This is a genomic window from Streptococcus sanguinis (genome assembly GCF_900635155.1).
Classification (GTDB): domain Bacteria; phylum Bacillota; class Bacilli; order Lactobacillales; family Streptococcaceae; genus Streptococcus; species Streptococcus sanguinis_G.
Map to the genome: position 1 here is coordinate 1,077,181 of NZ_LR134002.1, position 21,741 is coordinate 1,098,921.

20 protein-coding genes, 3 tRNA genes and 2 pseudogenes are annotated in these 21,741 nt (G+C 43.2%); 18 read left to right on the top strand and 7 right to left on the bottom strand.

What is annotated here, in order from left to right:
- Entirely contained in the window at positions 1-651 is a 651-nt protein-coding gene (gene plsY, locus ELZ47_RS05555; RefSeq protein ID WP_126435527.1) for a glycerol-3-phosphate 1-O-acyltransferase PlsY, read from the bottom strand.
- A gap of 190 nt (positions 652-841) precedes the next feature.
- Here plsY and parE point away from each other — a divergent pair, with 190 nt between their 5' ends.
- From parE to ELZ47_RS05630, 15 genes and pseudogenes are all read left to right on the top strand, one after another.
- Positions 842-2,791: a DNA topoisomerase IV subunit B gene (gene parE, locus ELZ47_RS05560; protein ID WP_126435528.1), complete on the top strand. Its 1,950-nt coding sequence runs from the start codon at positions 842-844 to the stop codon at positions 2,789-2,791.
- Positions 2,788-3,843 carry a hypothetical protein gene (locus ELZ47_RS05565; RefSeq protein WP_126435529.1) on the top strand — a complete coding sequence of 352 codons (1,056 nt, stop codon included), beginning with the start codon at positions 2,788-2,790 and terminating at the stop codon, positions 3,841-3,843. Before parE ends, ELZ47_RS05565 begins: the two co-directional genes overlap by 4 nt.
- Before the next feature lie 247 nt (positions 3,844-4,090).
- Positions 4,091-4,837: a DUF6261 family protein gene (locus ELZ47_RS05570; RefSeq protein ID WP_126435530.1), complete on the top strand. Its 747-nt coding sequence runs from the start codon at positions 4,091-4,093 to the stop codon at positions 4,835-4,837.
- Positions 4,838-4,900: 63 nt separating this feature from the next.
- Positions 4,901-5,275 carry a GNAT family N-acetyltransferase gene (locus ELZ47_RS05575; RefSeq protein ID WP_126435531.1) on the top strand — a complete coding sequence of 125 codons (375 nt, stop codon included), beginning with the start codon at positions 4,901-4,903 and terminating at the stop codon, positions 5,273-5,275.
- A gap of 72 nt (positions 5,276-5,347) precedes the next feature.
- Positions 5,348-5,449, top strand: a pseudogene (locus ELZ47_RS11970) (cell filamentation protein Fic); the annotation flags it as partial.
- 29 nt (positions 5,450-5,478) lie between these two features.
- The gene (locus tag ELZ47_RS05585) at positions 5,479-6,015 is read left to right on the top strand and encodes a GNAT family N-acetyltransferase (protein ID WP_126435532.1); all 537 of its coding nucleotides are present in this window, start codon (positions 5,479-5,481) and stop codon (positions 6,013-6,015) included.
- A 16-nt stretch (positions 6,016-6,031) separates the two neighbouring features.
- On the top strand, positions 6,032-6,847 hold the full coding sequence (locus ELZ47_RS05590) for an aminoglycoside 6-adenylyltransferase (protein ID WP_126435533.1): 816 nt from the start codon (positions 6,032-6,034) through the stop codon (positions 6,845-6,847).
- Positions 6,848-6,882: 35 nt separating this feature from the next.
- Positions 6,883-9,333 (top strand): DNA topoisomerase IV subunit A, encoded by a 2,451-nt coding sequence (parC, locus tag ELZ47_RS05595; RefSeq protein WP_126435534.1) that lies wholly within the window; start codon positions 6,883-6,885, stop codon positions 9,331-9,333.
- 168 nt (positions 9,334-9,501) lie between these two features.
- A pseudogene (locus ELZ47_RS05600) lies at positions 9,502-10,527 on the top strand (branched-chain amino acid aminotransferase); the annotation flags it as partial.
- 105 nt (positions 10,528-10,632) lie between these two features.
- Positions 10,633-10,863 carry a DUF2969 domain-containing protein gene (locus ELZ47_RS05605; RefSeq protein WP_002895433.1) on the top strand — a complete coding sequence of 77 codons (231 nt, stop codon included), beginning with the start codon at positions 10,633-10,635 and terminating at the stop codon, positions 10,861-10,863.
- 49 nt (positions 10,864-10,912) lie between these two features.
- Positions 10,913-10,993 (top strand) — tRNA-Tyr (locus ELZ47_RS05610).
- Between the two features lie 13 nt (positions 10,994-11,006).
- A tRNA-Gln gene (locus ELZ47_RS05615) sits at positions 11,007-11,078 on the top strand.
- A 162-nt stretch (positions 11,079-11,240) separates the two neighbouring features.
- Positions 11,241-12,443, top strand: coding sequence for a 30S ribosomal protein S1 (gene rpsA, locus ELZ47_RS05620; RefSeq protein WP_002897515.1), 1,203 nt, complete (start codon positions 11,241-11,243; stop codon positions 12,441-12,443).
- 87 nt (positions 12,444-12,530) lie between these two features.
- A tRNA-Arg gene (locus tag ELZ47_RS05625) sits at positions 12,531-12,602 on the top strand.
- 57 nt (positions 12,603-12,659) lie between these two features.
- Positions 12,660-13,076 (top strand): NUDIX hydrolase, encoded by a 417-nt coding sequence (locus ELZ47_RS05630; RefSeq protein ID WP_126435535.1) that lies wholly within the window; start codon positions 12,660-12,662, stop codon positions 13,074-13,076.
- 44 nt (positions 13,077-13,120) lie between these two features.
- Here ELZ47_RS05630 and ELZ47_RS05635 read toward each other — a convergent pair whose 3' ends face one another.
- On the bottom strand, positions 13,121-14,107 hold the full coding sequence (locus ELZ47_RS05635) for an L-lactate dehydrogenase (RefSeq protein ID WP_002930548.1): 987 nt from the start codon (positions 14,105-14,107) through the stop codon (positions 13,121-13,123).
- Positions 14,108-14,303: 196 nt separating this feature from the next.
- Here ELZ47_RS05635 and gyrA point away from each other — a divergent pair, with 196 nt between their 5' ends.
- From gyrA to radC, 3 genes are all read left to right on the top strand, one after another.
- On the top strand, positions 14,304-16,763 hold the full coding sequence (gene gyrA / locus ELZ47_RS05640; RefSeq protein WP_164549635.1) for a DNA gyrase subunit A: 2,460 nt from the start codon (positions 14,304-14,306) through the stop codon (positions 16,761-16,763).
- Positions 16,764-16,777: 14 nt separating this feature from the next.
- Positions 16,778-17,533 carry a class A sortase gene (locus ELZ47_RS05645; RefSeq protein ID WP_126435537.1) on the top strand — a complete coding sequence of 252 codons (756 nt, stop codon included), beginning with the start codon at positions 16,778-16,780 and terminating at the stop codon, positions 17,531-17,533.
- Positions 17,534-17,690: 157 nt separating this feature from the next.
- Complete coding sequence (gene radC, locus ELZ47_RS05650) at positions 17,691-18,374, top strand: RadC family protein (protein ID WP_002930545.1); 684 nt, start codon at positions 17,691-17,693, stop codon at positions 18,372-18,374.
- 68 nt (positions 18,375-18,442) lie between these two features.
- Here the strand turns inward: radC and ELZ47_RS05655 are convergent, their stop codons facing one another.
- From ELZ47_RS05655 to ELZ47_RS05675, 5 genes are all read right to left on the bottom strand, one after another.
- Complete coding sequence (locus ELZ47_RS05655; RefSeq protein ID WP_125331028.1) at positions 18,443-19,135, bottom strand: gamma-glutamyl-gamma-aminobutyrate hydrolase family protein; 693 nt, start codon at positions 19,133-19,135, stop codon at positions 18,443-18,445.
- A gap of 24 nt (positions 19,136-19,159) precedes the next feature.
- Positions 19,160-19,807 (bottom strand): redox-sensing transcriptional repressor Rex, encoded by a 648-nt coding sequence (locus tag ELZ47_RS05660; RefSeq protein ID WP_125382264.1) that lies wholly within the window; start codon positions 19,805-19,807, stop codon positions 19,160-19,162.
- Between the two features lie 120 nt (positions 19,808-19,927).
- Positions 19,928-20,149 carry a DUF4649 family protein gene (locus tag ELZ47_RS05665; protein ID WP_125331030.1) on the bottom strand — a complete coding sequence of 74 codons (222 nt, stop codon included), beginning with the start codon at positions 20,147-20,149 and terminating at the stop codon, positions 19,928-19,930.
- 122 nt (positions 20,150-20,271) lie between these two features.
- Entirely contained in the window at positions 20,272-20,619 is a 348-nt protein-coding gene (locus ELZ47_RS05670) for a DUF1831 domain-containing protein (RefSeq protein ID WP_125331031.1), read from the bottom strand.
- A gap of 1 nt (position 20,620) precedes the next feature.
- Positions 20,621-21,733, bottom strand: coding sequence for a cysteine desulfurase family protein (locus tag ELZ47_RS05675; protein WP_164549565.1), 1,113 nt, complete (start codon positions 21,731-21,733; stop codon positions 20,621-20,623).
- Positions 21,734-21,741: the final 8 nt, after the last annotated feature.

A 21,741-nucleotide genomic window follows, 5' to 3' on the forward strand; every position in this document is an offset into this window, starting at 1 on the left:
TTATTTCTTAGCCTCAGGCTTTTGATGGGTGATATTCAAGCCCCAAGGGATTAAGTTTTCTTTTTTCTGTTTGATACGTTGGATATTGTCCTTGTGCCGAAGGATAATAATCAAAGCCAGCGCAATGATAATCAAAGTGAAGAAGAGGTCATAGCTGGGCAGGATAAAGCCAACTAGAGGAAAGAGCAGCGCCGACAGGATAGCGATGACTGCTGAGAGCACACTTGCCAGAGAAATCATACTTCCTAGATAAAGGATGCTGGCAAAGATGACAATCAGATAGACAAAGAATGCTGGTGAGAAGCCCAGAACAACCCCTGCACTGGTTGCCACTGCCTTGCCGCCCTTAAAGCCAGCAAAGATAGGGAAAGTATGGCCTATCACAGCCAAGAGGCCAAAGACAAGCGGCGAAACTCCCTCAATATGCAAAAAGAAAGGCAGCAGGGTCGCTGCAGTTCCTTTGAGAAAGTCAATAGCAAAAGTAGCCGTCCCCGCTGTCTTTCCTAAAATACGGAAAGTATTGGTCGTTCCGGTATTGCCGCTGCCGTATTCTCTCAGGTTCTTTTTAAAGAAAATTTGCCCAATCCAAAGTCCAGTCGGAATAGAGCCCAGTAAGTATGCTAGTATTAATCCAATTATCGTGTTCATCATGATTTTATTATACCATTATTTCGCTTTCTTACAATAGAAAAGGATAGAATTTATAGCAGGAAATGTCTACTCGGATATTGGATTGTTCTTCGTGTAAAATCAGTCCTCATCAGCATTTTTTTCAAAAAAATCTTTGCAATATTTGCCAAAAACTTGTAAGATAGAAAAGATGAATCATTAGGAGGTTCTTGTGGCAAAAAAGGAAATCAATATTAACAATTATAATGACGATGCCATTCAGGTATTAGAAGGGTTGGATGCAGTCCGCAAACGTCCGGGGATGTATATCGGATCGACCGACGGAGCCGGACTTCACCATCTGGTCTGGGAGATTGTGGACAATGCTGTCGATGAAGCCCTGTCAGGTTTCGGCGACCGGATCGATGTGACGATTAACAAGGACGGCAGTCTGACTGTCGCAGACCACGGACGCGGGATGCCAGTCGGCAAGCACGCTATGGGCATTCCTACGGTTGAGGTCATCTTCACCGTTCTCCACGCCGGTGGTAAGTTCGGCCAAGGTGGCTATAAGACCTCAGGCGGTCTCCACGGTGTAGGGTCCTCTGTTGTCAATGCCCTGTCTAGCTGGCTGGAAGTGGAAATCACGCGGGATGGGACTGTTTACAAGCAGCGCTTTGAAAATGGCGGAAAACCAGTCACTACGCTCAAGAAAATCGGCACTGCACCTAAGTCCAAGTCTGGGACCAAAGTGACCTTCATGCCGGACGATACGATTTTTTCAACGACAGACTTCAAGTACAACACTATTGCGGAGCGGCTGAAGGAATCCGCCTTCTTACTCAAGAATGTCCGTCTGTCGCTGACTGATGCGCGGACTGGCGAAGAAGTAGAGTTCCACTATGAGAATGGCGTTGAAGACTTTGTCAGCTATCTCAATGAAGACAAGGAAACCCTGACTCCTGTTCTCTATTTCGAGGGCGAGGAGAGCGGCTTCCAAGTTCAGGTGGCTCTCCAGTATAACGACGGCTACGCCGATAATATCCTGTCCTTTGTCAATAACGTTCGCACCAAGGACGGCGGTACCCATGAGACGGGTCTCAAGACCGCAATTACCAAGGCCATGAACGACTATGCCAGAAAGACGGGCCTGCTCAAGGAAAAGGACAAGAATCTGGAAGGTTCGGACTACCGCGAAGGTCTGGCTGCTGTCCTGTCCATCCTAGTCCCTGAGGCGCACCTGCAGTTTGAAGGCCAGACCAAGGACAAGCTGGGCAGCCCTTTGGCTCGTCCTGCCGTGGACTCCATCGTCTCTGACAAGCTGACTTTCTTCCTCTTGGAAAATGGCGAACTGGCATCCAATCTCATCCGCAAGGCTATCAAGGCCAGAGATGCCAGAGAAGCGGCCCGCAAGGCGCGTGATGAAAGCCGTAATGGGAAGAAGAATAAAAAAGACAAGGGCTTGCTCTCTGGTAAGCTGACTCCAGCCCAGTCCAAGAATCCGACCAAGAACGAACTCTATCTGGTCGAGGGAGACTCTGCCGGTGGCTCCGCCAAGCAAGGCCGTGACCGTAAGTTCCAAGCTATTCTGCCTCTACGCGGTAAGGTCATCAATACTGCCAAGGCTAAGATGGCTGACATTCTCAAGAATGAAGAAATCAACACCATGATCTACACGATTGGAGCGGGTGTTGGTACAGACTTTACCCTTGAGGATGCCAACTATGACAAGATCATCATCATGACTGATGCGGACACCGACGGTGCCCATATCCAGACCTTGCTGCTGACCTTTTTCTATCGCTATATGCGCCCGCTAGTTGAGGCTGGTCGCGTCTATATCGCCCTGCCGCCTCTCTACAAGATGTCCAAGGGCAAGGGCAAGAGCGAAGTCGTCGAGTATGCCTGGACCGATGGCGAGTTGGACGACCTGCGCCGCAAGTTTGGCAAGGGGGCTATGCTTCAGCGCTACAAGGGGCTCGGTGAAATGAACGCCGACCAGCTCTGGGAGACGACCATGAATCCCGAAACCCGCACCCTCATCCGTGTCACCATCGAAGACCTGGCCCGCGCCGAACGCCGCGTCAATGTCCTCATGGGTGACAAGGTCGAACCACGCCGCAAGTGGATTGAGGATAATGTCAAGTTTACGCTTGAGGAGAGTGGGGAGATGGTGTTTTGAGAAGGATGATAGAGAACATTGAGCGTTGGAAGGTTAATCTCTCCGATTGGATGGATATATCTATAGATAAGATCTATAGATATACGGAACCTAATTATAGTTATAAAGATTCTAAACGAAAAATAGAGAATTTAGAAGTTTTAAAAATACTTGATAATCAAGATGATATTAATTTAAGACAGAAAAATGATGCAATTAAGTATCTCTTTAGTATGATACCGACAACTTTTATACTGTATATATTTTTATTTGTTATCTTTCCAAAACTTAAGTTATCTGATAAGGATTTCATATTTTTGAGTGTTTTTGTTGGTTTTATAATTATTCTATTTCTGATAGTAGTATTTGGGGTTATCAGATCCATAATTCCTGAACTTGTTATATTTATAGAATGGCTCATTTCTAGGTTTCCTAAACAGTATAGAGCAAAGATTAAATGGCTCAGAAAATTACCGTCACTATTGCCGTTGACTATATGGCCACTATTTTTTTCTGATATTCTAAAAAACACATCGAAGCAATATGGTCTTGGAGAGAATTTAGTTCTTACGATAACACTCGTTTCGATATCATCGTTTATTTTATGGTTGTATTTAAGTGATTTGATTAAAAGCCAACCTGTTTTTCAAGTTGAAGCTTTAATTGTTAGCCCAGCTATGATTTTATCCGTTCTTGCAATTTCTACCCTCGTTTTCGATATTGATTGGAAAAATAAGTTACCGTGGACTCTATCAGTTGTTTTTTTCACAATATCAAGTACGTTTTTAGACTTATTAATTAGCAATAGACGTGAAAAAGAATACGCAATAGCTCAAGAAATTTTCCAAGAGCAACTGCTTTTAGAAAAACCAAGGTACAAAGAGTTGAAGAAGTGTTACTATCATGGTGGTGAGAAGTATAAAGAGAAGTTATTAAGTACGGAAAAATTTTTAAGGCTTATAAAAAAACGTGAAAAGTATTTAATTCGAAGGGATAAAAATAATAGATACATCTATAAATCAGGGTTTAACCCCCAAAATAACATATCCCCCACAAGGAATTCTCTTCCTTAGTCCTAGAGACCCTCACCAGATTTTCTGTCAAGCTCGCCAGAGCTTAAGTGAGGTCGTCAGATTTTCTGATAAGGCATTTTTGGGCAAATTCTGTTTGGCAGAAAATCTGGCGAGTATTTTTCAAGTAAAAGACGAACGTTTGTTTTTCTGGAAAGCAGTTTTAAAGCAAAAAACCTTTTCAGAAAATCAGAAAAGGTAAAACGGGAATTAAAGTTAAAATAAATAAAAAATTTAGGAGATTATAGAAATGAAAAAAATTTATGGAATTACTAGTGTAGATGTTCAGACTTTAGAAAACAACGAATTTTTCCAGCTCATGTCTGAGAGTCGGAGCGAGGTTGCGGCATTTATCAAGGAAAATAAGGTGGATGGCATTTACACGACCAAGCTGGATGAGATGGACAAACTTCTGGAACAGCTGCAGGGCGGGCTTCATCAGACCAAGTCCAGCAAGCTGGTGGCTAGTTTGGATCAGGCTGACCGCGAGCGAGATGATGCCTTGGGTACGCTCCAATCTTTGGTTCGGGCCTTTGCACGGGTCAAGGATGCAGCGACCAAGGAAGCTTATGAGACCCTGTCTCAGCTCCTGAAAAACTACACCGGCCTAGCTGGCACTAGCTTGGAAAAAGAGACCGAGGGCATTAACCACCTAGTCCAAGAGCTGAAAAAGCCGGCCTACCAGACAGCGCTAGTTAAGCTTCATCTGGAAGCCCATGTCGACAGTCTGGCTGCTGCTCAGAAGGCCTTTGAGAAGGTCTACAAGGAGCGACTGACTGAGCTCAAGGGCAAGACGCCGAGCCAGAATAAGAACGTCCGCCACAAGCTCCAAGAAATCTATGATTTTCTTGTTGATTTCACTGCAATCATTGCTTACGCTTATCCTGAAAGAACTCACGTGGTCAATCTTCGAGACCATCTCAACACTATCCGCAACCGCTACAAAAAACGCAAACCTGCTAAGAAGGCGAAGGAAGAAGCGTCGGAGAGTAACTAGAATATAACTAAATTTGAGTTGAAAAATTGTTAGTGGTCGCATCGGATTTGAAAGGAGTAGAAAATGATAATCAGACCTGCAAGCACAAAAGATTTTCAAGCTATTTATGCTCTTTATCAAAATGAAAAATGGATTTCTTTTACAGAGGAAAAAGTGAAATCACTATTTTCAACAAATCTGTCCCATTACTTGGTAGTTGAAGAGAACCAGAAAATCCTTGGTTTTGCCCGCTACTTGACAGATGAAGTCATGACGACCTTTTTAGCTGAGATTATCATTGATAAAGCCTATCGCGGAAAAGGATTGGGACGGCGATTGATCACTGAAATTCATCAAAAACATCCTTTAACTCGCATTGAATTAATATCAGAAGCGGATGGATTTTATCAGACAGTAGGTTTTAAAGCTGTGGGAACAGGGCTTAGGAAATCTGAATGAGAGGAGCCAACCCAATAAACTGGGTCTGACGGATTCGCTTGAATTAGCCAAGATGGAAGAAAAAATCAGTAAGCCCTCACAAAGGACATTCATAACCGCAACCTCTACATGAAGGGCGTAGACCATAGTTACTACTATGAAGGCTATAGCCTATATAAAGCTGAGGAGTTGTGAGGTAAGAAAGTTTGCAGAGGAGGGTTTAGATGACTATTCTTGAAACAGACCGTCTGATCTTGCGGGACTTGCAGGAATCAGATTTGCCGGCTTTGATTGCTCTGAATCAGGATTCGGAGATCATGCAGTATTTTCCGAAGCCATATAGTCAAGCGGAGTCCTTGCGACTTTATCAGGGCATTCAAGATGAAGTTACGGCTTATGGCTACAGTCTTTGGGCTGTTGAAGAAAAGGACAGTCAGGAGTTTATCGGCTTGGTAGGTCTGCACCATTCGGATTTGCGGATTTTTGCTGGAAAAGAAGCTGTAGAAATCGGCTGGCGTCTGCGAAAAGAATTTTGGAATCGTGGTTATGCGACGGAGGCTGCCCAAGCCTGTCTAGACTTCGCTTTCCAGCAAGCTGGCTTGTCAGAAGTTTACTCTTTTACATCCTTGCTCAATCTCCCTTCGCAAAAAGTCATGCAAAAGCTAGGCATGGAATTTGTCAAAGAATTTGATAATGAAAAAGTTCCAGCAGACAGTCCCCTTTATAGACATGTCCTCTACAGAATCAAGAGTTTCAACTAAAAAGGTAGGTATTCCCATGAGAACTGAAACCGAGATGTTTGATGCGATTTTGCAAACCGCAAAAGAGCTACAGGTTGATGCTGTCGCTATGTCCGGTTCACGGACAAACCCAAAGGCTTCCAAGGACGAGTTCCAAGACTATGATGTGGTCTACATTGTGGAAGATTTGGATGCTCTGACAGCTGACCTTGCTTGGTTGGACAGATTCGGCAAGCGCATGATTGAGCAACATGTCCTACTAGACCATCGCCGCCTCTATCTCATGCTTTTTGAGGATGGCAATCGGATAGATTTGACCCTTTGCCCAAAGGAGCACATCAAAAAGTGGGTGGATAGCGAAGCGGATTTCACGGTGCTGACTGACCCGCAGGGGCTGTTTGCTCCTTATTCACCGACACCCAAGCGCTATTGGACGACACCAGCTAGTGCGACTGACTTTGACAAATCCTGCAATGAATTCTGGTGGGTGTCAGCTTATGTGGTTAAGGGCATTCATCGGAACCACCTTGTCTATGCGACGGATCATTTGTATGGAATCTGCCAGCAAGAAGTGCTCAAGCTTTTAGCTTGGCAAGTGGCAGCAGATAAGGGGACGGTCGATGTTGGCAAGAACTACAAATACCTCTTTCAGCATTTGCCTGCTGAAAAAGAGAAAGAATTTGCAGCCTTGCTTGACTTTTCTGACCAGAAAAAAATCACCAGGTCTCTCTTATCTACCATGCGCTTTTTCCACAAAGAAGCCCAGGCATTCTCTCTCAAAACTGGCCTCCACTATGACAAAGCAACCGCAGAGAAGATGCTTGAGTATGCTGAGGAGAGGCTTAGCTTCTAGTTATTATTAAAAAGAAAAATAAAAAGAGAATTATTATGTCCAACATTCAAAACATGTCCCTTGAGGACATCATGGGAGAGCGTTTTGCTCGCTACTCCAAATACATCATTCAAGAGCGGGCCTTGCCGGACATTCGCGATGGCTTGAAGCCTGTTCAGCGCCGTATTCTTTATTCGATGAACAAGGACGGCAACACCTTTGACAAGGGCTACCGCAAGTCTGCTAAGTCTGTCGGAAACATCATGGGGAATTTCCACCCCCACGGCGACAGCTCCATCTACGATGCCATGGTTCGTATGTCTCAGGATTGGAAAAACCGTGAGATTCTCGTTGAGATGCACGGGAACAATGGCTCAATGGACGGTGATCCACCGGCGGCTATGCGTTATACTGAGGCGCGCTTATCTGAGATGGCTGACTATCTTTTGCAGGATATCGAGAAAGATACCGTTCCTTTTGCTTGGAACTTCGATGATACCGAGAAGGAGCCGACTGTTCTGCCGGCAGCCTTTCCTAATCTCTTGGTCAATGGAGCAACTGGGATTTCTGCTGGTTATGCGACTGATATTCCACCTCATAATCTAGCCGAAGTCATTGACGCGGTCATCTATATGATAGACCATCCGTCTGCCAAGGTGGACAAACTCATGGAGTTTCTGCCTGGTCCAGACTTCCCGACAGGAGCCATTGTCCAAGGCCGTGATGAGATCAAGAAAGCCTATGAGACTGGTAAAGGTCGCGTCGTGGTGCGTTCCAGAACTGAGATTGAAAAGCTGAAGGGTGGTAAAGAGCAAATCGTCATCACCGAGATTCCTTACGAGATTAATAAAGCAGTCTTGGTCAAAAAGATTGACGATGTTCGGGTCAATAACAAGGTGGCCGGCATTGCTGAGGTACGGGACGAATCCGACCGGGACGGTCTTCGCATTGCCATTGAGCTCAAGAAAGACGCCAATACTGAGCTGATTCTCAACTACCTTTTTAAGTACACTGATTTGCAAGTTAATTACAACTTCAACATGGTGGCGATTGACAATTTCACGCCGCGTTTGGTGGGAATTGTGCCAATCTTGACCAGCTACATTGCCCACCGCAAGGAGATTATTCTGGCTCGCAGCCGTTTTGACAAGGCCAAGGCTGAGAAACGACTGCATATCGTGCAAGGATTAATTCGGGTTATTTCCATCTTGGACGAGGTGATTGCCCTGATTCGTGCTTCAGAAAACAAAGCAGACGCCAAGGAAAATCTTAAAGTCAGCTATGATTTCACTGAGGAGCAAGCTGAGGCTATCGTCACTCTCCAACTCTACCGTTTGACAAATACAGACGTAGTGGTTCTGGAAGAGGAAGAAGCAGAGCTGCGCGAGAAGATTGCGATGCTGGCTGCTATTATCGGTGATGAGCGCACCATGTATAACCTCATGAAGCGTGAGCTCCGTGATGTCAAGAAGAAGTTCGGCAATCCGCGTCTCAGTGAGCTGCAGGATACGGCAAACGCCATTGAGATTGATACAGCTAGTCTCATTGTTGAGGAAGAGACTTATGTCAGCGTGACTCGTTCTGGTTATATCAAGCGGACAAGTCCGCGTTCCTTCTCTGCTTCAACTCTAGAGGAGATGGGCAAGCGTGACGATGATCGACTGGTTTTTGTCAGTCCAGCCAAGACGACCCAGCATTTGCTGATTTTCACTAGCCTGGGAAATGTTATTTACCGGCCTGTTCATGAGCTGTCAGACATCCGCTGGAAAGAAATCGGAGAACACCTCAGCCAGACCATCAGCAATTTTGATACCAAGGAAGAGGTTATCTATACAGAATTGCTGGACAGCTTTGAGGAGGGCACTTACTTTGCAGCGACTAAACTAGGTCAAATCAAGCGTGTAGAGCGCAAGGAATTTAGTCCTTGGCGGACTTACAAGTCCAAATCGCTTAAGTTTGCTAAACTAAAAAATGAAGAAGATCAGGTTATTGCTCTGGCGCCGATTAAGCTGGATGATGTTATGCTCGTGACCAAGAATGGCTATGCCCTTCGCTTCAATATTGAGGAAGTTCCTGTCATCGGAGCTAAGGCAGCTGGGGTTAAAGCCATCAATCTCAAGAAAGACGATGTCCTAGCGGCAGCCTTTATCGCCAATACAGACTCGCTCTACCTCCTGACTCAGCGCGGTTCGATCAAGCGTATGGCAGTCGCAGATATTCCTGTTACCAGTCGGGCAAATCGCGGTCTTCAAGTTCTGAGAGATCTTAAGACCAAGCCGCATCGTGTCTTTGCAGCTGGACCAGTCTTTGGTGAAGCAGTGGACTTTGACCTCTTCACAACAGAAGCAGAAGCCAGTGAGGAGCAGATTTTGCAGGTGCTTTCCAATAAAGGAACTGCCTATGAGATTAATCTAGCTGATCTTAGCCTGTCTGAGAGAACTAGCAACGGCAGCTTCATTTCTGATACCATTTCAGACGAAGAAGTCTTCTCAGCTTACATCAAGTAATCATCAAACCAGTTCGCAGGAGCTGGTTTTTTCAATTTCTAAAATTTTGATAGTGGCACAAAAGGTTGAATAACAAAATTTTCTGAAAATTGAAAATAATACTTGAAAATATCTTAAAAAGGTGTAAAATAGGGAGTATCTAAAAATGAAGTTTGGAAGAAGAGGAAAAAGATCATGACTGTAAATCTCGACTGGGAAAATCTAGGATTCTCCTATATGAAACTGCCTTATCGCTATTTAGCATACTATCGCAATGGCCAGTGGGAAAAAGGAACATTAACAGAGGACGCTACGCTCCATATCTCTGAGTCGTCTCCTAGCCTTCACTATGGCCAGCAGGCTTTTGAAGGTCTGAAGGCTTATCGAACTAAGGACGGTAGTATTCAGCTTTTCCGTCCGGATAAAAATGCGGAGCGTTTACAGCTGACAGCTGATCGCTTGCTCATGCCGCAGGTTCCAACAGAAATGTTTGTGGATGCAGTTAAGCAGGTTGTCCGAGCTAATGAAGAATATGTTCCACCATACGGAACAGGCGGAACCCTTTATATTCGGCCTCTCTTGATTGGAGTCGGCGATATTATCGGAGTGAAGCCAGCTGAAGAATACATTTTCACTATTTTTGTAATGCCAGTCGGCAACTACTTCAAAGGCGGTCTGACTCCGACTAATTTCATTGTGTCAGATGACTATGACCGCGCTGCACCTCACGGAACTGGTGCGGCAAAAGTGGGTGGCAATTACGCTGCTAGCTTATTACCAGGAAAGATTGCTAAGGATAAGCATTTCTCTGATGTGATTTATCTGGATCCTGCCACCCATACCAAGATTGAAGAAGTGGGGTCGGCCAACTTTTTTGGTATCACCAAGGATAATGAGTTTGTAACACCGCTCAGTCCCTCAATCTTGCCATCCATCACCAAGTACTCTTTGCTTTATCTGGCGGAGCATAGACTAGGACTCAAACCGATTGAGGGCGATGTTCCACTGGCAGATTTGGGTAAATTCACTGAAGCGGGAGCTTGCGGAACAGCTGCAGTTATTTCTCCTATCGGAGGTATCCAGCACGGCGAAGATTTCCATGTCTTTTATAGCGAAACAGAAGTCGGCCCAGTCACTCGCAAGCTGTATGACGAATTGATTGGTATCCAGTTCGGTGATATAGAAGCGCCAGAAGGTTGGATTGTGAAAGTATAATCTAAAAGCTGTCCTTGATTGGGCAGTTTTTCTGTAATTCTAGCCCAAGATAGCTTGCGTAGTCAGCCTTTTTCGTGTACAATAGAAATTTGAAAGAGGTAAGTTATGAGTAAAAAAGACAAAAAGATTGAAATTCAAATCACAGATAGCAAAGTGAAAGTCGGAGCAGACCAATTTGACGGTTATAGTCTTGCTATTGGCAAGAAGGTTATCGGCGAGATTGCTGAACTAGATGGCCAGTTTGCGATCATCAAAAATGGAAATGCTGAAAGTTTTTATAAAAAACTTGAAAGAGCTGTGGAAACTTTGATTGAAACCTATAATTTAAGCAAATAGGGCTTGCATTTTCATTGTATCAATGTTATAATAGATAGCGTTGATTGTCGGAGAGATAGCGAAGAGGCTAAACGCGGCGGACTGTAAATCCGCTCCTTCGGGTTCGGGGGTTCGAATCCCTCTCTCTCCATTCTTTATATTAATGGGGTATAGCCAAGCGGTAAGGCAAGGGACTTTGACTCCCTCATGCGTTGGTTCGAATCCAGCTACCCCAGTTCTTAGGTAATAGATCTGATAAAATAATAAAATGTCTTCGGTGTTTTATTTCTTTATAGGATGGAAATCGTTAACGATAGATCAATGTCATTTGCGGGTGCTTAGGAAAATAAATAAGTAGTATGTCAAGCGAAAGCTTGATTGTTGGAGGATTTTTTTAGATGAATGAATTTGAAGATTTGCTAAATAGTGTTAGCCAAGTTGAGCCAGGTGACGTCGTTACTGCTGAAGTATTGACTGTTGACGCTAACCAAGCTAATGTTGCAATCGCTGGAACTGGTGTCGAAGGTGTTTTGACTCTTCGTGAGTTGACAAACGACCGCGACGCTGATATCAACGACCTTGTAAAACCGGGTGAAACACTTGAATTGCTTGTTCTTCGTCAAGTAGTAGGTAAAGATACAGACACCGTAACTTACCTGGTATCTAAAAAACGTTTGGAAGCTCGCAAAGCTTGGGACAAATTGGTTGGTCGTGAAGAAGAAGTTGTCACTGTTAAGGGCACTCGTGCTGTTAAAGGTGGACTTTCAGTTGAGTTTGAAGGACTTCGTGGATTTATCCCTGCTTCAATGCTTGATACTCGTTTCGTTCGTAACACTGAGCGTTTTGTAGGTCAAGAGTTTGATGCTAAGATCAAAGAAGTAGATCCAAAAGAAAACCGCTTCATCCTTTCACGTCGTGAAGTTGTAGAAGCTGAAGCTGCAGCAGCACGTGCTGAAGTCTTTGGTAAGTTGAACGTTGGTGATATTGTAACTGGTAAAGTTGCTCGCATCACTAGCTTCGGTGCTTTCATTGACCTTGGCGGAGTTGACGGATTGGTTCACTTGACTGAATTGTCACATGAGCGCAACGTATCACCTAAGTCTGTTGTATCAGTTGGTGATGAAATCGAAGTGAAAGTTCTTGACTTGAACGAAGAAGAAGGACGCGTATCCCTCTCTCTTAAAGCAACAACACCTGGACCATGGGATGGCGTTGAGCAAAAACTTGCGGCAGGCGATGTGATTGAAGGAACTGTAAAACGTTTGACTGATTTCGGTGCTTTCGTTGAAGTATTGCCAGGAATTGATGGACTTGTTCACATTTCACAAATTTCTCACAAACGTGTTGAAAGCCCTAAGGATGCCCTTAAGGTTGGTCAAGAAGTGACTGTTAAGGTGCTTGAAGTGAATGCTGCTGATGAGCGTGTATCACTTTCTATCAAGGCTCTTGAAGAACGTCCAGCTCAAGAAGAAGGACAAAAAGATGAGAAACGTCAATCACGTCCTCGTCGTCCAAAACGTCAAGAAAAACGTGACTTTGAACTTCCAGAAACTCAAACTGGATTCTCAATGGCTGATTTGTTTGGCGATATTGAATTGTAATTAGATAAAAGAAGTTGAGATTTCTCAACTTCTTTTTCTGATTTTCACTTGTATTTTCAAAGAAAATCAGTTATAATGAATTAGTTGCCACCCTTAGTGTAATGGATATCACGCAAGATTCCGGTTCTTGAGATGGGAGTTCGATTCTCTCAGGGTGGATGATTTAAAATTGGACTCTTCGGAGTCTTTTTTTGCTCTTTCTTGGAGGAACATGCAATGACAGTAAAATTAATCGCTCATACCTTAATCGAGAAAGAGGGGAAGTATTTGCTTATCAAACGCTCTAAGATAAAGCGAGGCCTTCCTAATGTTTATCCATCTTATTGGGATATTCCAGGCGGAAGTGTAGAAGAGAATGAACTGCCTAGAGAGGCAACTCTACGCGAGGCTATGGAGGAGGTTAATCAAAAGATTCGGATTGATAAGGTTATCCATGAAGATAGTCAGTTTGATGCTAGCAAAGATACTGTTTTCACACGCTTAGTTTATGCGGGTAGAATTACGGAGCAGCGTGATATTATATTAGATCCAGAAGAGCACACAGACTTTGTCTGGATTACTTCTTTAAAAGACCTAGAGAAAGAGCTCATCGTACCTTATTTGCTTGAAATTTTTGCTAATAAATCCATTTAAAGCAACAAAAAAACATCCCCTTTTATCAGGAGATGTTTTTATAATTAGTTTTTAGATGCTTCTTGGAATTCAGGATTCTTCCATGCTTCATCAATAATTGCTTGCAATTCTTTAGCAGAAGCTTGCATTTTTTGAGTTTCAGCATCGTTCAGAGGGATGTTTACTGGACGTACGATACCGTGAGCACCAACGATAGCAGGCTGACCAATGAAGACATTTTCAACACCATATTGGCCTTCTTGGAAGACTGACAATGGCAATACAGCATTTTCATCGTCAAGGATAGCTTTTGTAATACGAGCCAAAGCAACCGCGATACCGTAGTAAGTTGCGCCTTTTTTGTTGATGATTGAATATGCTGCATCACGAACGGAGATGAAAAGATCAACCAAGTCTTGTTCGTTCAAGTGACGGTTAGCTTGCAACCATTGTTCCAATTTCACACCTGCAACGTTAGCATGTGACCAAACGGCAAACTCAGAGTCACCATGCTCACCCATGATGTAGGCATGGACAGAACGAGCATCGATGCCAATCTTTTCAGCAAGAGCTTGACGGAAGCGAGCTGAGTCAAGTGAAGTACCTGAACCGATAACGCGCTCTTTAGGGAAACCAGAGAATTTCCAAGTTGAGTATGTCAAAACGTCCACTGGGTTAGCAGCAACGAGGAAGATACCGTTAAAGCCTGATTCAACAACTTGAGTAACGATAGATTTGTTGATAGCCAAGTTTTTACCAACAAGGTCAAGACGAGTTTCGCCTGGTTTTTGAGGTGCACCTGCAGTGATAACAACGAGGTCTGCATCCGCACAGTCTGCATAAGTAGCTGCGTAGATTTTCTTAGGTGAAGTGAAGGCAAGGGCATGACTAAGGTCTTCAGCATCACCGACAGCTTTTTCAAATAATTGAGGAATTTCAATGATACCAAGTTCTTGAGCAATACCTTGGGTTACAAGAGCAAATGCGTAAGATGAACCTACAGCACCGTCACCGACAAGGATGACTTTTTTATGTTGTTTAGTAGCAGTCATTTCTAAACATCTCCTTATTTTTTTTTTGGAAAGATTTCCCATACATATTCATTCTACCACTTTTGGCATATTTTGTCACGGTCAACTTGTATATCTAGCGATGTAAACGTTTTTACAAATGGTTCAAAATACTGAAAAATTAAAGAAAATGTGGTATAATATAGGATAGTTTAATATGAAAGAAAGGCATTTTTTAATGCAAGACAGAAACTTAGTAAATGTTAATCTGACTAGTGAAATGAAGACTAGTTTCATCGATTACGCAATGAGTGTTATCGTGGCTCGGGCACTTCCAGATGTTCGTGATGGTCTAAAGCCAGTTCACCGTCGGATTCTCTATGGTATGAATGAGCTGGGTGTGACGCCTGAGAAGCCTCACAAGAAATCAGCTCGTATCACAGGGGATGTCATGGGTAAGTATCACCCGCATGGTGACTCCTCTATTTATGAAGCGATGGTGCGGATGGCTCAATGGTGGAGCTATCGCTATATGCTTGTAGATGGCCATGGAAACTTCGGTTCTATGGACGGAGACGGAGCCGCTGCTCAACGTTATACAGAAGCACGTATGAGCAAGATTGCTCTGGAGATGCTTCGTGATATTAATAAAAACACTGTTGATTATATCGATAACTATGATGCCAGCGAGAGAGAGCCTGTAGTTCTTCCTGCTCGCTTCCCTAACTTACTTGTAAATGGAGCGACAGGGATTGCAGTTGGGATGGCGACTAATATCCCACCTCATAATCTTGGTGAGTCCATTGATGCAGTTAAGCTTGTCATGGACAATCCGGAAGCAACAACTCGCGACATCATGGAAGTCCTACCTGGACCAGATTTTCCAACAGGAGCACTGGTTATGGGCAAGTCTGGTATTCACCGGGCTTATGAAACAGGGAAGGGTTCGATTGTTCTTCGTTCTCGTACTGAAATCGAAGAGATGAAAAATGGTCGTGAGCGAATTGTCGTAACCGAGTTTCCTTACATGGTTAATAAGACTAAGGTCCATGAGCATATTGTTCGTCTGGTGCAGGAAAAACGCATTGACGGTATCACAGCTGTTCGTGATGAGTCCAACCGTGAAGGGGTACGTTTTGTTATTGAGGTTCGTCGTGATGCCTCTGCACATGTCATTTTAAACAATCTTTTCAAGCTGACTCAGATGCAGACCAATTTCAGCTTCAATATGCTGGCTATTCAAAATGGTGTGCCAAAGATTCTATCTCTGCGTGAGATTTTGTTAGCCTACATTGAGCACCAAAAGGAAGTGGTGACTCGACGGACTGCTTTCGATAAAGAAAAGGCAGAAGCACGAGCTCATATCTTGGCTGGTTTGCTGATTGCGTTGGATCACATTGATGAAGTGATTCGCATTATCCGTAATAGCGAGACAGACGCAGAAGCACAAGCTGAATTGATGGCTAAGTTTGAGCTGTCTGAGCGCCAGAGTCAGGCTATCCTTGATATGCGTCTGCGTCGTCTGACTGGTTTGGAACGTGATAAGATTCAGTCAGAATACGACGAGCTGATTGCCTTGATTGCAGACTTGGCTGATATCTTGGCTAAGCCAGAGCGCGTTATCGCTATTATCAAGGAAGAATTAGACGAGGTCAAGCGTAAATTTGCTGATGATCGCCGAACTGAGCTGATGGTGGGGGAAGTTCTTTCTCTTGAAGATGAAGATTTGATTGAGGAAGCGGATGTTTTGATTACCCTGTCTAATAAAGGTTATATCAAACGTCTGAATCAGGCTGAATTTACCGCTCAGAAACGCGGAGGCCGCGGTGTTCAAGGAACTGGCGTCAAAGACGATGACTTCGTCAAAGAGCTTGTTTCAACAAGTACCCACGATAGACTGCTCTTCTTTACTAACAAAGGCCGAGTCTATCGTCTCAAAGGATATGAAATCCCTGAGTATGGTCGGACAGCCAAGGGCTTGCCTGTTGTTAATCTCTTGAAGTTAGATGAAGGAGAGACCATTCAGACCATTATTAATGTCCAACAGGACCGCAGTGATGATTCCTATCTCTTCTTTACTACCCGTCATGGGGTGGTCAAACGGACCAGTGTAACGGAATTTGCTAATATTCGTCAGAACGGTCTCAAGGCTTTGAATTTGAAAGACGAAGACGAGTTAATCAATGTCTTTCTGACAGACGGCGCTGCAGACGTTATCATTGGTACTAAGTTTGGTTATTCTGTCCGCTTCAATGAGACAGCTGTTCGGAGCATGAGTCGTATAGCGACTGGTGTTCGCGGAGTCAATCTTCGAGATGGTGACCAGGTTGTTGGTGCTGGTGTGATTGCTGAGGGGGACGAAGTGCTTGTCATTACCGAAAAAGGCTATGGTAAGCGAACTCTTGCTAGTGAGTATCCAACCAAGGGCCGTGGCGGTAAAGGGATTAAAACAGCCAATATCACTGATAAGAACGGACCTCTTGCTGGTCTGATGACTGTTACTGGCGAGGAAGATTTGATGATTATCACTAATACAGGCGTCATCATTCGGACCAGTGTGGCTAATATTTCTCAGACTGGCCGCTCAACCATGGGAGTTAAGGTCATGCGTCTGGACCAAAATGCACAGATTGTCACCTTTACAAGCGTCGAAGCAGATGATAAAGAAGATGTAGCAGAGGAAGAAAACGAATCGTAAAAGAGGACCTCTATATGGTACAAGGAAAAAGAAGTCGAAAAAGAAAACAAAAAAGCAAAAGAAATATTTTTATCAATATCGTTGCGACATTATTAATTATTGTGGCTCTTGGCTTAATCTTTAATGCGCAAATCCGAAACATGATTATGGTTTGGCATACCAACAAATATCAGGTTAGCAAGGTTTCTAAAGACTCTATTGATAAGAATAAAAACGTTAAGACAAGTTTTGATTTTAACAAGGTAGAGTCGCTTTCTACAGAAGCGGTCATCAATGCTCAGTGGAAAGCGCAGCAACTGCCTGTTATCGGAGGTATCTCAATTCCAGAAGTATCCATGAATTTGCCAATCTTCAAAGGACTGGATAATGCTGGATTGTATTATGGTGCTGGTACGATGAAAGAAACCCAGCAGATGGGGCAGGGAAATTATGCCTTGGCTAGCCACCATGTCTTTGGCATCACAGGGGCTAGTAACATGCTCTTTTCCCCACTGGACCGTGCTAAGGCTGGTATGAAGATTTATATCACCGATAAAGAGCAAGTCTATACTTATGTAATCACCAGTGTTGAAACGGTAACTCCGGATCGAACAGATCTGATTGAGGATACTGAAGGCGTTACAGAGATTACTTTGGTTACTTGTGAGGATGCCGCGGCAACCAACCGGACTATTGTCAAAGGAACGTTAGAAGGTTCTGTTGAGTATGATAAGGCTCCTAAGGAAGTTCTTGAATCTTTCAGTAAATCCTATAATCAAATGCAGATTTAAAGGTAAAAAACTAAAAAATATTTCACTCTAAAGGTTAGGAAGAATTCTAACTTTTGGAGTGTTTTTTTATCTAAAATTTGTTCTGAATGAAAGATTTTTTGTATCAATTCTTGCTGATTTTAACTCTTTTTCCGAATAATAAGGTAAGGAGGTTTCTATGTATAGCATTTCATTTCAAGATGATATTAGCATAATGCCACGGGAGCGTTTAATGAGAGAAGGAGCTGAAAAACTTAGTAATCAGGAACTCCTATCAATCTTTCTCAGGACAGGCAACAAAAAAGAAACTGTTTTTCAAGTTTCTCAAAGAATTTTATCATCTATTTCCAGTTTGAACGATCTTAAGTATTTAACTTTGCAGGAATTGCAGACTATTTCTGGAATCGGTCCGATTAAGGCTGTGGAGCTACAGGCCATTATCGAATTAGGGCGACGGATTAACCGTGCAGAAGTTCTGCAGAAAGAGCAGATTATGGGCAGTCAAAAATTAGCCCAGAAGATGCAGCAAGAGCTAGGAGACATGAGGCAAGAGTGCTTGGTTGCTATTTATCTTAATAGTCAAAATCAAATTTTGCACCAGCAGACTATTTTCATGGGGACTGTAAGCAGAAGCATTGCTGAGCCGAGAGAAATTCTCCACTACGCTCTCAAGCACCTGGCGACATCTATCATACTGGTACACAATCATCCATCTGGATCAGTCGTTCCTAGCAGAAACGATGATGAAGTGACGCAGCATATGAAAGAAGCGTGTGAGATGATGGGCTTGGTTCTTTTGGATCATCTGATTGTGTCTAGGTCTAACTACTATAGCTACCGAGAAGAGACAGATATGATATAATTTGATTTACTTGAATATAAAAAACTTCTATTCGTGTAGAACAGAAGTTTATCTAGAAATAGAGGCTTTTAAAGAATATTGACAACATAATCAAACAGGGCTAAATCTCCTTCTCTGGAGCCAAACAAGAACTCTGGGTGCCATTGGACGCCAAGGAAAGGGCTACCGTCAGTAGAAGTGATTGCTTCAATAATCTTATCGCGAGGATCATAGGCGATGACTTCTAGGCCAGCCGCTAAATCCTTGATACTCTGGTGGTGGAAGGAGTTGATTTCAGATGCAGGGCCGTAAATTTCGTGCAGAATAGAGCCATTTTTGGTCACCATAGTTTGAGTTGTGTACTCAGCAGAGCTATCTTGCCAATGATCTTCAATGTCTTGATGAAGAGTTCCGCCTAGGGCGACATTATAAAGTTGGGTTCCGCGGCAGACGGTGAAGATTGGTTTATTTTGACTGCGAGCTTCCTTGATTAAAGCAAGTTCAAAAATGTCCCGTTTGAGTAGATAATCATCGCTTTCAATGACTTTTTCTTCCCCATAGAACTGCGGACATACATTCTGACCGCCTGTGATGATTAATTTGTCAACAACGGAAACATACCGTTTTGCCATTTCTTCATCACCAATTGGCAAAATTATTGGAATTCCGCCAACTTCTTTGACTCCCTCAACGAATCCAGTCGCCGTATAGCTCATATGGATGAAGTGATCGTCTGGGATTTCTCTTTCATTTCCGGTTATTCCAATAATTGGTTTACTCATTGAGTGTTCAATACCTCTTTCAAATTAATGTTCATTTTTTCTCATGAAGTAGAGCAGAGTCTGCAGTTCGCTAGTCAGGTCAACGTACTGAACGACCACGTCCTTAGGTAGGGATAGATTTACTGGCGAGAAGCAGAGAATACCTTTAACACCTGCTTGAACTAAGATAGATGCAACTTCTTGGGCTTTTACGCTAGGTACAGTTAGGATGGCAGTTTGCACATTTCCTGACTGTATTTTTTCTTTGATTTGGGAAATTCCATAGATAGGAATCCCATCGCTGGTTGTGCTACCAACTTCTGGATGGTCATCTGTGTCGAAAGCCATTACAACCTTCATTTTATTGCGCTCATGAAAACGATAGTGCAGCAGAGCCCGCCCCATGTTACCGACACCAACAATCATGACATTGGTGATAGCATTGTCATTCAAGAGGTCAGCAAAAAAGTTCATCAATTTCTTGACATCATAGCCAAATCCTCTGCGGCCAAGTTCACCGAAATAAGAAAAATCTCGTCTGACGGTAGCAGAGTCAATGCCAATAGCTTCAGCTATTTGCTTGGAGTTGGCTTTCTCAATCTTCTCAGCATTAAAACGTTTAAAAATACGATAGTAGAGCGACAGTCTCTTAGCAGTTGCTCGGGGAATTGTAGTATTTTTTTCAGTTTTCACAAAATCACAACCTTTCTAATTCTATTTTATAGGAAGTTTGTGAAAAAATCAACTAATTAAGGATGTTTGATTTATAAAAAAGAAAATCAGTAATCGCTGGGAATAGTAGCGTTGAAAAACTTAGTCCTGATAGAGACTTAGGTCTAACTGGTACATCTGGCGGTACAAGTCCCCAATTAGCCCTGTAAAAGGCAGCTGGTGTCCTTTATAGGTAACAGAAAGCACCCTGAGCGAGTCAGGAACCGTGACGCAGCCAGAGAAGGCTAGAAGAAATTCGTCAAAGTCTTCATAGGTTAGTGTTCGTTTTACCTTATATGAGTCCAAATAGGTCAGTTCAACCATCGTTAATCCTTTCTTTGGGTTCGATTAGTCATTTGATATTTTCAAGGGTTCTAGGCAGAAGTCAAGCTTTTTTGGTTTTTTAAAGAGTCAAAACCAAAAAAGCAAAATTACGAGAATCTTGCTTATTGTGGTGTCTTTTCAAAAATATTTCTTTCAACCAAGCTGTCCATCAAAAAATAAAATTTTTGTTGGATAATGTGATGATCTTCTGATTTGAAAATATTGACCAAGCGCAGGCCTGATTTGTCAGTGATGTTAATTTTAAAACCATTCAAATCTTTATTGACGATGATTTTCAGCAGAAAACCATTTCCGCTGTTGGGAACAGATTCCAACAGACGAGAGAGTTCATAGTTGCCAACCTTGCTTTCCGAGAAAGTATTGTCGCGCAAAGTAAATTTCTTGACATTTGGGTGAAGTGAATAGGTATATTCACAGTTTGCTAAGCTAACAGATGTTTGAAAGGCCATCTTATCCTCCTAAAATTTCTTTTAATTTCTTTGTAAATAATTGAATCTCTTGCAGAGTCGTTTGATCCGAAGTACTGATCCGAACGGACTCATACAAGCGATTGGAATCCTTGCCATACATAGCCTGCAAGACATGACTGGGTTGTATAGCTCCGGCTGTGCAGGCTGAGCCTGTTGAAATGGAAAATGCATTTAAATCCATTTGAAGCAGAAGCAGGTCATTTTTTTGATTGGGAAATCCCAAATTGATGACATATGGTAAGCTTGGTTGACTTTCATTTAAGTAAAAGTCAATGTCCGATAAGTCAGCAAGTAAGTTGTCTTTTAAGTATTGCGCATGCTCTAGATTTTCCTCTAGATGTTCCATGCTCTCTAACAGAGCAGCCGCCATGCCTGTGATAGAGATTAGATTTTCAGTTCCGGCCCGGTGTTTTTCTTCCTGATCACCACCGTGCATGAAATTGTCAAAATCTATCTTCTTGGCATAAAGGAAGCCAACGCCTTTGGGACCATGAAACTTATGAGCTGAAGCAGATAGAAAGTCAATTCCTAGCTCGCCAGGGTAGATGGGAAGTTTACCAATTGCTTGGACAGCATCAACGTGAAAAGCAGCAGGATGTTCTTGCAGTAATGCACCAATTTCCTTAACGGGAAGGATAGCACCCGTCTCGTTATTAACCGCCATGACAGATACAAGAATAGTGTCAGGTCTAAGTGCTTTCTTAATATCCTCCGCTCGAATCTGACCATCCACCGGCTGAACAAAAGTAGCTTCAAAGTCGAATTTATCTACTAGGTATTCCACCACTTCTAAGACAGCATGGTGCTCAATAGCAGTGGTGACAATATGCTTCCCTCGGTTCTGGTGACGAAGGGCATAGCCTTTGATTGCAGTATTGTTGCTTTCAGTGCCGCCTGAAGTAAAAAGAATCTTATTGCTTTGAGTATGCAGGGCTTGAGCAATATCCTCACGCGCCTGTCTGAGCAGTTTACTAGCTTCTCGACCATGTCTGTGTGTACTGGAAGGATTTCCAAAGACAGTCATAGTCTTGGTCATTGCTTGGATTGCAGCGGGCGACAAAGCAGTTGTAGCAGCATTATCTAAATAAATCACTCTGGTTA